Source organism: Candidatus Binataceae bacterium, assembly GCA_035500095.1.
Classification (GTDB): Bacteria; Desulfobacterota; Binatia; order Binatales; family Binataceae; genus JAKAVN01.
In genome coordinates this window covers 90,353-103,305 of sequence record DATJXN010000145.1, presented here as the reverse complement: position 1 = coordinate 103,305, position 12,953 = coordinate 90,353, and the positions used below count along the sequence as shown (strand labels likewise).

Annotated in this window: 14 protein-coding genes; 6 read left to right on the top strand and 8 right to left on the bottom strand. The window is 64.7% G+C overall.

Annotated elements, in window-relative coordinates; translation table 11 throughout:
* The first annotated feature begins 15 nt into the window (after window positions 1–15).
* The 3 genes from lysA to dapA are packed head-to-tail and all read left to right on the top strand — an operon-like array spanning window position 16 to window position 3,066.
* On the top strand, window positions 16–1,284 hold the full coding sequence (lysA, locus tag VMI09_16250) for a diaminopimelate decarboxylase (GenBank protein ID HTQ26240.1): 1,269 nt from the start codon (window positions 16–18) through the stop codon (window positions 1,282–1,284).
* Complete coding sequence (gene dapF, locus VMI09_16245) at window positions 1,284–2,177, top strand: diaminopimelate epimerase (protein ID HTQ26239.1); 894 nt, start codon at window positions 1,284–1,286, stop codon at window positions 2,175–2,177. The genes lysA and dapF overlap by 1 nt, the downstream gene beginning before the upstream one ends.
* A 16-nt stretch (window positions 2,178–2,193) precedes the next feature.
* Entirely contained in the window at window positions 2,194–3,066 is an 873-nt protein-coding gene (gene dapA / locus VMI09_16240; protein ID HTQ26238.1) for a 4-hydroxy-tetrahydrodipicolinate synthase, read from the top strand.
* Between the two features lie 25 nt (window positions 3,067–3,091).
* Here the strand turns inward: dapA and VMI09_16235 are convergent, their stop codons facing one another.
* The 5 genes from VMI09_16235 to VMI09_16215 all read right to left on the bottom strand — a co-directional run bounded on the left by VMI09_16235 (window position 3,092) and on the right by VMI09_16215 (window position 8,461).
* Entirely contained in the window at window positions 3,092–3,943 is an 852-nt protein-coding gene (locus VMI09_16235) for a hypothetical protein (GenBank protein HTQ26237.1), read from the bottom strand.
* A 189-nt stretch (window positions 3,944–4,132) separates the two neighbouring features.
* Window positions 4,133–5,218, bottom strand: coding sequence for a Zn-dependent alcohol dehydrogenase (locus VMI09_16230; GenBank protein ID HTQ26236.1), 1,086 nt, complete (start codon window positions 5,216–5,218; stop codon window positions 4,133–4,135).
* Window positions 5,219–5,240: 22 nt separating this feature from the next.
* Window positions 5,241–6,371: a Zn-dependent alcohol dehydrogenase gene (locus VMI09_16225; GenBank protein ID HTQ26235.1), complete on the bottom strand. Its 1,131-nt coding sequence runs from the start codon at window positions 6,369–6,371 to the stop codon at window positions 5,241–5,243.
* 248 nt (window positions 6,372–6,619) lie between these two features.
* The gene (locus VMI09_16220; GenBank protein HTQ26234.1) at window positions 6,620–7,135 is read right to left on the bottom strand and encodes a hypothetical protein; all 516 of its coding nucleotides are present in this window, start codon (window positions 7,133–7,135) and stop codon (window positions 6,620–6,622) included.
* 159 nt (window positions 7,136–7,294) lie between these two features.
* Window positions 7,295–8,461 (bottom strand): redoxin family protein, encoded by a 1,167-nt coding sequence (locus tag VMI09_16215; protein HTQ26233.1) that lies wholly within the window; start codon window positions 8,459–8,461, stop codon window positions 7,295–7,297.
* 170 nt (window positions 8,462–8,631) lie between these two features.
* Here VMI09_16215 and trxA point away from each other — a divergent pair, with 170 nt between their 5' ends.
* Window positions 8,632–8,964, top strand: coding sequence for a thioredoxin (trxA, locus tag VMI09_16210; GenBank protein HTQ26232.1), 333 nt, complete (start codon window positions 8,632–8,634; stop codon window positions 8,962–8,964).
* A gap of 40 nt (window positions 8,965–9,004) precedes the next feature.
* Here the strand turns inward: trxA and VMI09_16205 are convergent, their stop codons facing one another.
* On the bottom strand, window positions 9,005–9,577 hold the full coding sequence (locus VMI09_16205; protein ID HTQ26231.1) for a CvpA family protein: 573 nt from the start codon (window positions 9,575–9,577) through the stop codon (window positions 9,005–9,007).
* A gap of 110 nt (window positions 9,578–9,687) precedes the next feature.
* On the opposite strand from VMI09_16205, the gene asnS reads away from it, so the two are divergent.
* Entirely contained in the window at window positions 9,688–10,986 is a 1,299-nt protein-coding gene (gene asnS, locus VMI09_16200; protein HTQ26230.1) for an asparagine--tRNA ligase, read from the top strand.
* Between the two features lie 534 nt (window positions 10,987–11,520).
* On the opposite strand, the gene VMI09_16195 is transcribed toward asnS, so the two are convergent.
* Complete coding sequence (locus VMI09_16195; GenBank protein HTQ26229.1) at window positions 11,521–11,649, bottom strand: hypothetical protein; 129 nt, start codon at window positions 11,647–11,649, stop codon at window positions 11,521–11,523.
* Between the two features lie 296 nt (window positions 11,650–11,945).
* Between VMI09_16195 and VMI09_16190 the strand changes: the two genes are divergently transcribed.
* The gene (locus VMI09_16190) at window positions 11,946–12,656 is read left to right on the top strand and encodes a hypothetical protein (GenBank protein ID HTQ26228.1); all 711 of its coding nucleotides are present in this window, start codon (window positions 11,946–11,948) and stop codon (window positions 12,654–12,656) included.
* A gap of 92 nt (window positions 12,657–12,748) precedes the next feature.
* Here the strand turns inward: VMI09_16190 and rpsU are convergent, their stop codons facing one another.
* Window positions 12,749–12,946 (bottom strand): 30S ribosomal protein S21, encoded by a 198-nt coding sequence (gene rpsU, locus VMI09_16185; protein ID HTQ26227.1) that lies wholly within the window; start codon window positions 12,944–12,946, stop codon window positions 12,749–12,751.
* Window positions 12,947–12,953 lie beyond the last annotated feature (7 nt).

Below are 12,953 nucleotides of genomic sequence, written 5' to 3'. Positions count from 1 at the left end.
GCCCGGGCCTCACACATGAATTACTTCGCCTACAAGGATAATCGGCTGTTCGCCGAAGAGGTCGCAATTTCCGATCTCGCGGCGCGCTTCGGCACCCCGTTTTACGTCTACAGCACGCGCACGCTCCGTCGTCACTACCGGGTCATGGACGAGGCCTTTGCCGGCACCGACCACCTGATCTGCTACGCGATGAAAGCGCTCTCCAATCTGAGCGTGCTCAAGCTTTTCGCCGCGATGGGATCGGGCTTCGACATCGTCTCGGTGGGCGAACTGATGCGCTGCATCAGGGCCGGGGCCGATCCGGGCAAGATCGTTTTCTCCGGCGTGGGCAAGACCGACGAAGAACTGAAGGCCGCGATCGAGGCGGGCATCCTGATGATCAACGTCGAGTCCGCTCCCGAACTGCATCGCGTGGCCGCCGTCGGCGCGCGGATGCGCCGGCGCGCGCCGGTCAGCCTGCGGGTCAATCCCGACCTCGATCCGGGAACCCACCCGCACATCTCGACCGGCCATCGCGACAGCAAGTTCGGCATACCGCTCGCCCAGGTGCACGAATACTACGCCGAGGCGCGCGCGCTCCCCGATCTCGACCTGGTCGGGCTCAGTACGCATATCGGCTCGCAGATAACCGACACCTCGCCCTTCAGCGAAGCGGCCAACAAGGTGGCGGCTATCGTCAAGGCGCTCCGCGAAAGCGGCCTGGCGCTGCGCTATCTCGACCTCGGCGGCGGCCTCGGTATTCCCTACCAGGAAGAACCGCCGCCGCCGGCGGAGTACGCGGCCGCGCTGCTGGGGCCGCTGCGCGGACTCGGACTTAAGTTGATCATCGAGCCGGGCCGCGTGATGGTCGGCAACGCCGGCGCGCTGGTGACGCGCGTGCTCTACGTCAAGGAGACCGACGTCAAGCGCTTCATCGTGGTCGACGGCGCGATGAACGATCTCATCCGGCCCGTGCTTTACGAGGCTTACCATCAGATACTTCCGGTTGAGCGGCGGACGGGCGACCCGATCGTTACCGCCGACGTCGTGGGCCCGGTGTGCGAGAGCGGAGATTTCTTCGCCCGCGAGCGCGAGCTCAGCGCGCCGCGCGACGGCGACCTGCTGGCCGTGATGAGCGCGGGCGCGTATGGCTTCGTGATGGCGTCGAACTACAACAGCCGCCCGCGCGCACCCGAGATAATGGTTGACGGCGCCGAGACGTACGTCGTGCGCGAGCGCGAGAGCTTCGAGGATCTGGTGCGCGGCGAAAAACTCGTCAGCCTGCCGCCCGGAGGAGCCGCCTGATGGCGAAGCTCGCCTTCACCAAGATGCACGGTTGCGGCAACGACTACATCTACCTCGTTGCCGATCGCGTGCGTCCGGCGGACCCGGCCGCCTTGGCGCGCCGGCTCTCCGATCGCCGCTTCGGCATCGGTGGCGACGGAATTATCATGCTCGCGCCGTCGAAAAGCGCCGACGTGCGGATGGAGATGTACAACGCGGACGGCAGCCGCGGCGAGATGTGCGGCAACGGCATCCGCTGCGTCGCGCGCCTGCACTACGAGCGCGCCACGCGCCCGCGCAACCCCATGCTGATCGAGACCGACTGCGGGCTCAAGACGGTGGAGCTGAGGCTCGAAGGCGGACGCCCCGTCGAGGCGACGGTCGATATGGGCGAGCCGATTCTCGAAAGCCGTGAAATCCCGGTCGCCGCCGACGGCCGCGTCATCGACCATCCGCTCGAGGTCGGCGGGCGCCTATGGCGCATCACCGCGGTCTCGATGGGCAATCCGCACTGCGTCGTATTCGTCGACGACGAGGCGATCTTCGCGCTTGAGGATTCCGAATTCGCCCGCGTCGGACGCCAGTTCGAGCACCATCCGTTCTTTCCCCGCCGCGTCAACACCGAGTTCATCCTGCCGATCGCGCGCGACCGGCTGCGGATGCGGGTGTGGGAGCGCGGCTCGGGCGAAACGCTCGCCTGCGGTACCGGCGCCTGCGCGTCGCTGGTCGCCGCGGTGTTGACCGGGCGCGCCGAGCGCCGTGCAACCCTGGAATTGCGCGGCGGCAAACTCGGAATCGAATGGCGCGAGCGGGGCGAGGGCGCCAATCACGTGATGATGACGGGCGAAGCGGTCGAGGTGTTCAGCGGCGAAGTCGAAGTGGGCGACGCCGAACTGACGCCGGTCGTAGCGTAAATCTGGAGGCGAAGCGATGTTCAACGGCGCACTGACGGCTTTGGTGACCCCTTTTCGCGACGGCGAAGTTGACGAGCAGGCGCTGCGTGAAGCGGTCGAGTTCCAGATTCAGAGCGGCATCGACGGCCTCGTGCCCTGCGGCTCGACGGGAGAGTCGGCCACGCTCACCCACTCTGAGCACGAGCAGGTGATCCGGATCGTCGTCAATCAGACGCGCAAGCGCGTGCCCGTGGTGGCCGGCACCGGCTCGAACTCGACCGCCGAGGCGATCCGTCTGACCGCCTCCGCGCGCGAAGCCGGCGTCGACGGCGCGCTGATGATCTCGCCCTACTACAACAAGCCCACCCAGGACGGTATCTTCAGGCACTACAAGATGGTCGCGGCGGCGGTCGATCTGCCGCTCATCGTTTACAACATCCCCGGACGCACGGCCTCCAATATCGCGCCCGAAACTTTCGCGCGGCTGTGCGAAATCCGCAACGTGGTGGCGATCAAGGAAGCCTCGGGTTCGATGGACCAGGTCTCCGACATCCGGCGCCTGTGCGGCGACCGTCTGACGATCCTGTCGGGCGACGACGCGCTGACGCTGCCGATGATGGCGCTCGGCGGCAAGGGCGTGGTCGCGACCGTCAGCAACCTGATGCCGCGCGAGACGCACGAGCTGGCGGCGGCCGCGCTGGCGGGCGACTACCCGCGGGCGCGCGAGCTGCACTACAAGCTTCTGCCGCTGGTGCGCGCGATCTTCGTCGAGACAAATCCGATCCCGGTCAAGCAAGCGCTCGCCTTCATGGGCAAGTGCACGGCCGAGATGCGGATGCCGCTCACGCCGATGTCGCCCGGCCCGGCGGAAAAGCTCCACGCGCTGATGAAGGAGATGCGCCTCATCTGAGGCGCTGGGACGCGCGGCCGGTTCTTCAGCGCACGGCAAGAGGACCGAAACGCGCGGCACGCGGGTCCTGAGCAGGGCTGCCGACGCTTATTTTGTCCATGTCGTCCATGCGCGACAACGCGTACTCCAGCGGCTGCGCGGACACCACGACCGTTCCCTGGTACGGATGCGCGAGCTCGAGAATCGCAAGTATGGTCAGGCCCAGCAGAGTGGAGAAAATCGCGCACATCAGCGCCTGCGAAGCGAACGCCTCGAGACCGAAGAAGTAGCTGAAGCCGATCGTGATCAGCAGTCCGGCGTAAATCACCAGCCACACGACCGACGGCAGATCTTCTCTCGAATACAGGTAGCGCAGGTTGCCCTCTTCGGTGAGCTTCGAAAGCTGATCGAAACTCTTGTCGACCAGCAGGGTCTGGCGCGGATCGTCGGGCCTGTACGTCATGACGATTTGCCATAGCGGTTGCGTGCCGAGGGAATCATCGATGCCGGCGAAATTCGCGTGCTCCATGGCCGGCCATTCGACGTCGATCAGGTGATGGGTGTACGCGCGGATCGCATGCTGCATTTCGCCGGCGGCAGGCGCGGGGAAGCCCTTGGAGAGCCGATAGAGGGAGACCAGCGCCACTCCTTCTTCCTGAACATTGGCGCTTGCGCGATCGAAGCGCTCCCATGCCGCCACGATCACGAACGCCAGCAGCAGCCCGTAGAAGGCGCCGAGCACTCCAAAAGTGAACCCGGCCACCTCGTGGTTTTTCTTTAAGGCCTCGACCGGCACCAGCTTCCGCACGGTGTAAAGCCCGAGAACGCTCAGTCCGGAGAAAATCACCGTGACGATGATTATCTGCTCGAGCGTCGAAAGGTAGAGCAGCTGTTCCATTCGCGTCCCCCTGATTGGTTTCAGGCACCGCGGAAATTATACGCGGTTGGGGGAGCAAAAAAGCTGCATGACAGCGGGGAGAAACCCCGCAGGCATCCGGATCCGGTTGCGCGGCTCGAGACCTGCAAAACCCTCCCGGAAACGGGCATTTCCTGTCGCCTGCCTGCCGTTGGCAGAAGGCGCTCGCGGCTACTCGAATGTCAATACCGTCCGGGACACCTCGCCCGCCTTCATCGCGCGGAACGCCTCGTTCACGTCCTCGAGCCGGCCGCGGCGCGAGATCATGTCGTCGAGGTTGAGCCGTCCCTGGAGGTAGAAATCGATGTACCGCGGCATGTCGATGCGGAAGCGGTTCGAACCCATCAGCGAGCCCATGATCCGCCGCTCGGTGAGCAGCTTGGGCCCGTCGATCTCGACCTTCTGCCCGACCGGGATCATCCCGATCACGGTTGCGGTGCCGCCCGGCGCGAGCGCTTCGAAACACTGCTCGGCGGCCTTCTTGAGCCCGATCGCCTCGAACGCATAGTCCACGCCGCCGTCGGTCATCTTCTGGATCGCCTCAACCGGATCGGCCGACGACGCGTCCACCGTGTGGGTGGCGCCCAGGCGCTTGGCGGTCGCGAGCTTGTGCTCGAACATGTCCACCGCGATGATCATCGCGGCGCCGGCGATGCGCGCGCCCTGGATCGCGGAAAGCCCGATCCCGCCGGCGCCGAAGACCGCCACCGTCGAGCCCGGCTCGACCTTCGCCGTGTTGAGCGCGGCGCCGACACCGGTGGTCACGCCGCACCCGATGAGCGCGGCGCGGTCGAGCGGCATGTCGTCGCGAATCTTCACCAGCGCGTTCTCATGCACCAGCATCTTCTCAGCGTACGTCGAAAGATCGCTGAACTGGCGGATCATCGCGCCGTCCTTGGACAGGCGCGGCTGGTCGCCCTTGGGGCGGCGGACCGCCGGGCGGTTGGTGCATCGGTACGGATGGCCGGAGTTGCATTGCTTGCAGCGCCCGCAGAACACCGACGGACACGAGATCACGTGATCGCCCGCCTTGAGGTAGGTCACCGCCGAACCGACGCGTTCGACGATGCCGGCGGCCTCGTGGCCGAGCACGGCGGGTGCGGGATGGGGCCACAGCCCTTCGACGAAGTGGAGGTCGCTATGGCAGACGCCGGTGGCAACCGTGCGCACGAGCACCTCGTGCTCGCGCGGTTCGTCAACCTGGATTTCCTCGATGCTGAGCGGTTTGCCGGGTCCATGGAAAATTGCGGCTTTCATCTCGTCTCTCTCCTGTCCGAAGTCAGTCGAACATCAGAACGGTGCGGGCGACCTCGCCGGCCTTCATCGCGCGGAACGCCTCGTTGACGTCGGCGAGCTTGCCGCGCCGCGTGATCATGTCGTCGAGATTGAGGCGGCCCTGCTGGTAAAAATCGATATACCGCAGCATGTCGATGCGGAAGCGGTTGGAACCCATGTTGGTGCCCTGGATCTTGCGCTCGGTGAGGAACTTGGGCCCGTCGAGTTCGACCTTCTGACCTACCGGGATCATGCCGATGATCGTCGCGGTGCCGCCGGGCTTGATGCAATCGAAGCAGTCCTCGGCGAGTTTCTTGAGTCCCACCGCCTCGAACGAGTAATCGACGCCGCCGCTCACCCCGAGACCCGCAACCACTGGCTCCGACGGCTGGCCGGGGCTCGCCAGCTCGCGGATCGCCTTGACCGCGTCGGTGTGGGAGGAATCGACGGTGTGGGTGGCGCCGAGCCGCCGCGCGAGGGCGAGCTTCGACTCGTACTGATCGACGGCGATGATCATCCGGGCGCCCGCGATACGCGCGCCCTGGATCGCCGCGAGGCCCACGCCGCCGCATCCGAAGACCGCGACTGTGCTTCCGGGCTCGATCCGCGCAGTGTTGAGCACCGCGCCGACGCCGGTCGTGACGCCGCATCCGATGAGCGCAGCGCGGTCGAGCGGCATGTCGTTGCCGATCTTCACCAGCGCATTCTCGTGCACCAGCATCTTCTCGGCGTAGGTCGAAAGGTCGGCAAACTGGCGCATCGGCTGGCCCTTGAGCGCAAGGCGCGGTTTGTCGGTCTTGCGCCGCTGGGTGGCCGCGCGATTGGTGCATCGGTTGGGATGGCCCGCCATGCAGTCGTCGCAGTAGCCGCAGAAGACCGAGAGGCAAGCGATGACGTGGTCGCCGGGTTTCACGTAATCGACGGCCTTGCCGACCGCCTCGACGATGCCGGCGGCTTCATGGCCCAGTACCGCGGGCGCCGGGAAGCTGTAAAAGCCATCGACGAAGTGCAGATCGCTGTGGCAGACGCCGCTCGCCACGGTGCGCACCAGGACCTCGCGATCCATCGGCTGGTCGATCTCGACGTCTTCGACAACGAGCGGCTGCTTGGGACCATAAAATACGGCGGCTTTCATCGTCGCAATCCTCCTCAGAATTTTAGCGGCGAAGCCTCAACTCGCGGCCCCGCGCTCCCCGGACCGCCGGCAGTCTGACTCGACTAGGTTGCTGGTTATCGGCTGTCTGGGTTGTGCCGGACTCGATTATTACGCGGGTTCGATTTCGCGCACTCGATTTCCGATAGACCACGGCGCCGCCGCGGCTGTCAAGTTCGCGCGTCGCGCCCGCGCAGCGCGCACTTGGTTCCGACCGTGTGCGCGCCGGCCTAAATCTGATCTTCGTAAGGTTTGGGCGCACCGCCCACGAAAGCTGCCAAGGTTACATAGCACACGAATATCCAGTCCTGAGGGTCTGCCGGCAGCCGCGTCGGCGGCGCCACCAAAGCCACGGCGCAAGCTACTGCCAGAGCCAGCAGATAGAGCGCGATCGCCGGCAGGACACCGGCGAGGTATCGCACCGCCAGGATGACAGCCACGGCTATAGCGCCGAAGATGAACGGCGCCTCGCGCGCCCACGGCGGAAAGGCCTCAAGGAAGGGAAAGAACGGCAGCCATTCGCGGAGGAATCGCTCCACCGCGTCGCGCTCCATCAGCAACCGTCCGACGGTGCCGCTCAGCAATAGCACGAGCATCGCGGTCAGGAGTGCCGCGGGCAGCGAAGGATAGACCAGTTCTTCTCCGACTTCTCGAGAGGCCATGGCCGTGTGATGCGTATACTGCATCAGCGGGAAATTAGAGTCTATAGATTCGTAAATAGATAATTTTACGCCAGAAATCGCCATCTACGAGCCAATTCGGCAAGTTGTCAGCGGATAGACCGTCGGAAACGAAAATTGCAAACGCGCGGCGCCGCCACATCACAAGTGCTCGCGCGCGGTCAAAACGTCGGGGCCTTGAAATTTTATGTCCGGCGAGAGGAGCCGTGAATTAATGGCGACGATTCAGCGGTGCGCGAACTTGTTCTCACAGTTATTGCCGAACGTGAACGAATAGAGGGAGAGACCGGGCTCGAGCGCGTAGAGTTGCAGCAGATGGCCGCCGAACTCGTCGTTGTTGACGACGTAGTACATCCGCTTGGCGCCGAGCTCCAGGTAGGTCCGGCCGTCGCTTGCGGCGCGCACGTCGACGCCCCAGGCCGGCTTGGGTAGCGGCTTGCCGTCCTGTTCGACACAGAGCCGATGCGGTTTCGCGTCGTCAGAGCCGGCCACCAGGTAAACCGACTTGGCGCGGTAGTGCAGCGCGATCGAATCCCCCGGCGGCTTGGCCTCGACCGCATGACGCACGTATTCGTCGGCCGCGAGCCATCGGCCATTGAGCGCGAACTCGTCCAGCGGGACGTCGGCCGGCGCCGCGTACACGATCTGACGCGTGCGATCCTCGCCGCCCGGATTCGCGATATTCATCGTGTGCGCGAAGCCGAGATAGGTTTCCGGCGTCGCACGCATACAGACGCCGCCGTTCAAGTCGACGTTCTCGTCTTGCGGAATTCTGTATTTGGTCTGGTTGAAGTCGAGCGCGGGATTGGCCTGTTTGAGCAATTCCTGAATCTTCTGTTCGAAGTAGCCGTACTCGCCCTCGCCCAGGTGTGTGTAGGCGATGTTGCCGTTCTTGTCGATCAGGTAGTCGGCGGGCCAGCCCTCGTTATGAAACGCGTACCAGATTTTGTAGTCGCTATCGATCGCGACCGGAAAATCGAAGCCGAAGCGTTTGGTGGCGTCCGCGACTCGCTCGGGATTCTTGCCGAACTCGAACTCGGGCGTATGCACGCCGACGATCACCAGGCCCAGCGGACGATAAAGCCGATCCCAGCGGCGCAGATAGGGAAAAGTGCGGATGCAGTTGATGCAGGTGTATTCCCAGAAATCGACCAGCACCACCTTGCCGCGCAAATCGCTCAGCTTGAACGGCGCATGGTTGAGGCATCGTTCGCAGCTGAAGTCGGGCGCGGGCGCGCCGACGTGTTCGATCGCGGCGCGCACCGATCCCGTCCCGCCGAGAAAGCCCGCTACAGCGGCCGCTATACCAATCGCGGCCACGGTCAGGCATAGGCGCCGAACCGTGGTCGTCGAAAGCGGGCCAATCGGCGAAGTGCGCACATAGCGTTCCATCGTGCGATGATTCAATGCCCGGCGATCCCGAGGTGTCAACCCGAGGTCGCGGCCGCCGCGCGCTTTTGATCGAACGGTCGCGCGTTTGACCGCTTCCGGACCCGCCTTGACTGCCCGGCTGGGCGTCCTTACGTTTAAAGTCTAACGTAGCGGCAAGGAGTAAAGTTCCGATGGCCAGCGAGCTAGTTAACCACGTAACCGACGCGAACTTCGACCAGGAAGTTCTGAAATCCGACAAGGCGGTTTTGATCGACTTCTGGGCGCCGTGGTGCGCGCCCTGCCGGGCCATCGCTCCGATCATCGACGAACTAGCGGGCGAATACGCCGGCCGGCTCAAGGTGGTGAAGATTAACGTTGACGACAATCCCGAAACGCCGGCGCGTTACGGCGTCCGCGGAATTCCGAACCTGCTGATCATCAAGAGCGGTCAGGTCAAGGAGCAGATCGTCGGCGCCGTGCCGAAGAGCCATCTCGTGAAAGCGGTCGATAGCGCGCTCGTCTGATTCGCCCTACCTTACAATCCGTCCGTACAAATCCGATTCTTTACGGCGCCGCCGCGGGTCCCGATGCGGACTCGGGCGGCGCCGTTTTATGCTGGTTCCAGTACGTGATGACCTGGGCTTCGCGGTAGTAGTAGGCGTCGCGCATCTGTACGGGGACGAAGCCCGCCAGGTCGTGGCTATAGTCGAGCACGCGCGGCGCAAGCTGTGAATCGCGGATCACCGCCGTGTCTGCCGGCAGCGTCGCGGTCGCGATCACCACGACCAGCGCCGATACCAGCGCGCCCATCGCGGCGCCGACGACCGCGCCGCCGAGCCGGTCGGCCCAGCTCATGTGCACGGCGCGAATTAGCTGGGCGAGCTTCGAGCCGCCCCACGCCACGACAATCATCACGGTGAGAAAGATGACGATATAACCCAGCGTCGCGCCAGTCGCGGGCTTCAGCGAAAACGCGCGCGCAAGTTGATCGCCGGCCGGCTTGTCGTAAACCGCGGCCAGGTAAAAGGCCGACACCAGCGCGATGAGCGACGAGGCGATGCGCAGGATTCCGCGTCCCGCGCCCATCAATGCGCCGAGTCCGATCGCCGCCAGGATCAGATAGTCGAGACCGTTCATCGCGCCTCACTCCACGTCGTCGATCAACCTATCCCAACGGGGCGCTGCGAACGAGCGACGGCCGTCGCGCTCGCGCTCGCCAAACCGCGCCAATCTGCTTAAATAGCTCCATGGCGTGGGTTTATATCGAGGAACTGGGCCGCCACGTGGGCGAGGAAATCACGCTCAAGGGATGGCTTTACAATCGCCGCTCAAGCGGCAAAATCCATTTCCTGCTGCTGCGCGACGGCACCGGGGTGTGCCAGTGCGTCGCCCTGCTCAATGAAATCGGCGCCGAGGCGTTCTCCGCCGCCGACCACCTCGGTCAGGAAAGCTCGCTCGAGGTGACTGGTGCGGTGCGCGAGGACAAGCGCGCGCCGGGCGGTTTCGAGCTGACGGTCAAGCACTTCAAGGTTTACGCGCCGGCGGCCGACTATCCGATCACGCCCAAGGAGCACGGCGTCGCCTTCCTGCTCGACCTGCGCCACTTGTGGGTGCGCTCGGCGCGCCAGCACGCGATCCTGCGCGTGCGCGACGAGGTCGCCGCGGCGGCGCGCCAGTTCTTTCATGATCGCGGCTTCGTGCTGTTCGACGCACCGATCCTGACCCCGACCTCGTGCGAGGGCACTACCAATCTCTTCGAAATCGACTACTTCGGGGAACGCAAGGCCTATCTCACGCAAAGCGGCCAGCTCTATGCCGAGGCGGGCGCGCTCGCGCTGGGCAAGGTGTATTGTTTCGGCCCCACATTCCGCGCGGAAAAGTCAAAGACGCGGCGCCATCTGACGGAGTTCTGGATGGTCGAGCCGGAGGTCGCATACTACACGCTCGCCGAAGACATGCAGCTCGCCGAGGACTTCGTGGCCTATATCGTTGGCCGCGTGCTCGAACGGCGCGCGGCCGACCTGGCCACGCTCGAGCGCGACCGCGAGCCGCTAAAGCGCGCGGCCCAGACGCCCTATCCGCGAATCACCTACGACGAGGCGATCAAACGGCTGCACGCCAAGGGCCTCGCGGTCAAATGGGGCGACGACCTCGGCGGCGACGAGGAAACGGCGCTCTCGGCGGAGTTCGACCGGCCCGTGATGGTCCATCGCTACCCGGCCGAGTGCAAGGCCTTTTACATGAAGCGCGACCCTGACCGACCGGAAGTGGCGCTCTGCGTCGATATGCTGGCGCCCGAGGGCTACGGCGAGATTATCGGCGGCGGCCAGCGCGAGGACGATTACGAGACGCTGCGCGCGCGCATCGTCGCCCACGGCCTGCCAATCGAGCCGCTCAACTGGTACCTCGACCTGAGACGCTACGGATCGGTGCCGCACGCGGGGTTCGGGATGGGTATCGAGCGGGTGGTCGCATGGCTCTGCGGACTGCATCATATTCGCGAGACGATCCCGTTCCCGCGGATGATGGAGCGCCTGGAGCCCTAAGCAGGCCGTTAGGCTTCAAAGTCAGCCGGTAACAGGCCGCTGGCTCCACAAAAAAAATTCGGCCTCGGAGAGGCTGCTGGCGAGCGAGTTTTCGCGGCGAGGGATTCGCTCCTTTAATCCGTGGGGCGATCGTTGGCGTCCGCAGCCGAGCGCCGGCCCCTGGCGCATCTGCGTGACGCGGCCGAGGCCGCATGTGCGGCAAACGCTTTCCCTGCTTGGGGCGCTGCGCCTTCAGTCGGGCTGCATCCCCACGGCGGATTGCGGATGCACCGGTCGAGCATCATTAGGCTGGCTCATATATCGAGCCCAGCCGTGCGGCCGGGTATCCCGAAGCGGCTCACGCGTGCCGTTCAATGTCAAGTTCGTGATCACAGATCGATCTCTTGCATCCTCGTTGCCCAAGCCACGTTCGCGCGCTAAACAGTTTCCTGTCCGGCGCAATTTTAACGTGATGGTCGCCGTACAGCCTGTAGCAGCACACGGCTTTGGCAAATTTGGCCTTTGTGTGGCTCCGGTTGGCCAAAGCCGCGGAAACTACCACGAGTCGCCGCTCGGCAGGATGATGGGGAGAGGACGGGCGGGGGCAGTTGCGGGGATGTCGAGCGGGCTGGTGGTGATGATGAAAAGGGCCTCGTCGTATGACGCGAGTCGTCGCTTTTCCACTATCGGACCCCGCGGTCCCGTTGGAGGCTAATTCCGCAAGCCGCTCGCAAGCGGCAGCGCGATGCTTCCGGCGGCTCTCGGCAGGTATTCCGGGCTCGCACGACGCTCGCTCCGCAAGATCGGTTCTCACCCAACTTTCCATATTTTCCGCAACATCGTCGTCGTTGGATTTTCAGTGGCTGGAACAATGGCCGTGGGTCAGCTTTGCCCGGTCTCCGTACCTGGGTCGGCCGCCGTCGATCCTCGGGTTCCCGGCGCTACAGTCATAGGAGGTTGCTACCTTGCGGAGCGCACCTTTGGGACGTAGAGAGGCATACATCTCGCGATTCATCGAAGGCTCACTGTCCGGCTTCATCCGGCCGGCCTTTACCGATCCCTTGGGAACCGAGCCAGTTCTCAACCGCCGCGCCCGACCCGCCAGACTTCGCAACTCTACCCGCAATTCGCCGCCCGAATCACCGCCGCTCAATCTGCAATGTGCCCTGCCGATTAACCTGCGCGAATTCCTCGCCGAACAGTTCGGCGCGGACCGGCTCGGCGACGGATTGCGTATCGACGAGGACGGCGTCTTCACGCTCGGACCGGGCGCGGGCGAGGACGCGCTCAGCCGCGTTGCGCGGGCGATCCGCCGCTACTCTACCGAACGCGCGCACGAGCGATGGGATGAATGTGCGACGGCGCTCACCCGTCTATCCGACGATCTCGACCGCGCCGCGGAATCCGGCGAGCGAGTGGTGCTCTGCCTGGGATGCGCGGCGCTCGAGACGGGCGATGACGCCCCCGGACGCCATCGCGAGGCCGGATGCGTGGCGGTTGAGCTGAGCGCTATGCTGCACGCAGAGACCGGCCAAGCCGAGGCGGAATCGCGGGAGCTGCCCGAGAGGCTGCGGCGCACGATCGAAGGCTTCCGGTTGGGCCGGGCAGCGCTCGGTCTGACGCACTACGATCTCGACTGTTACGTCGCCCGCGGTCAGGTGATCTTCACCTGGCGGCCCGTATCAGGCTGAACGGCGACGGAGCACGCACGGCGCGGACATGTGGCCGCGACGCGCCAGGCCTTTGCCGGCGTTACACGGGTTAGCGGTGCTCGGTTGAGCGCTTAGAGGGCAGAGGCGCGGCGGCGGCGCTGTTCCTTGCGGCGGCGGCGTTGGGCTTCGGAGCGCTTGCGTTTGCGGCGGACACTGGGCTTTTCGTAAAAAGCCCGCTTCTTCATTTCCTTGAACACTCCCTCCTTGGCGAGCTTGCGCTTGAGCACCCGCATCGCCTGGTCGAGAGAGCCTTCAACTCGGATTTCCATAGACCTC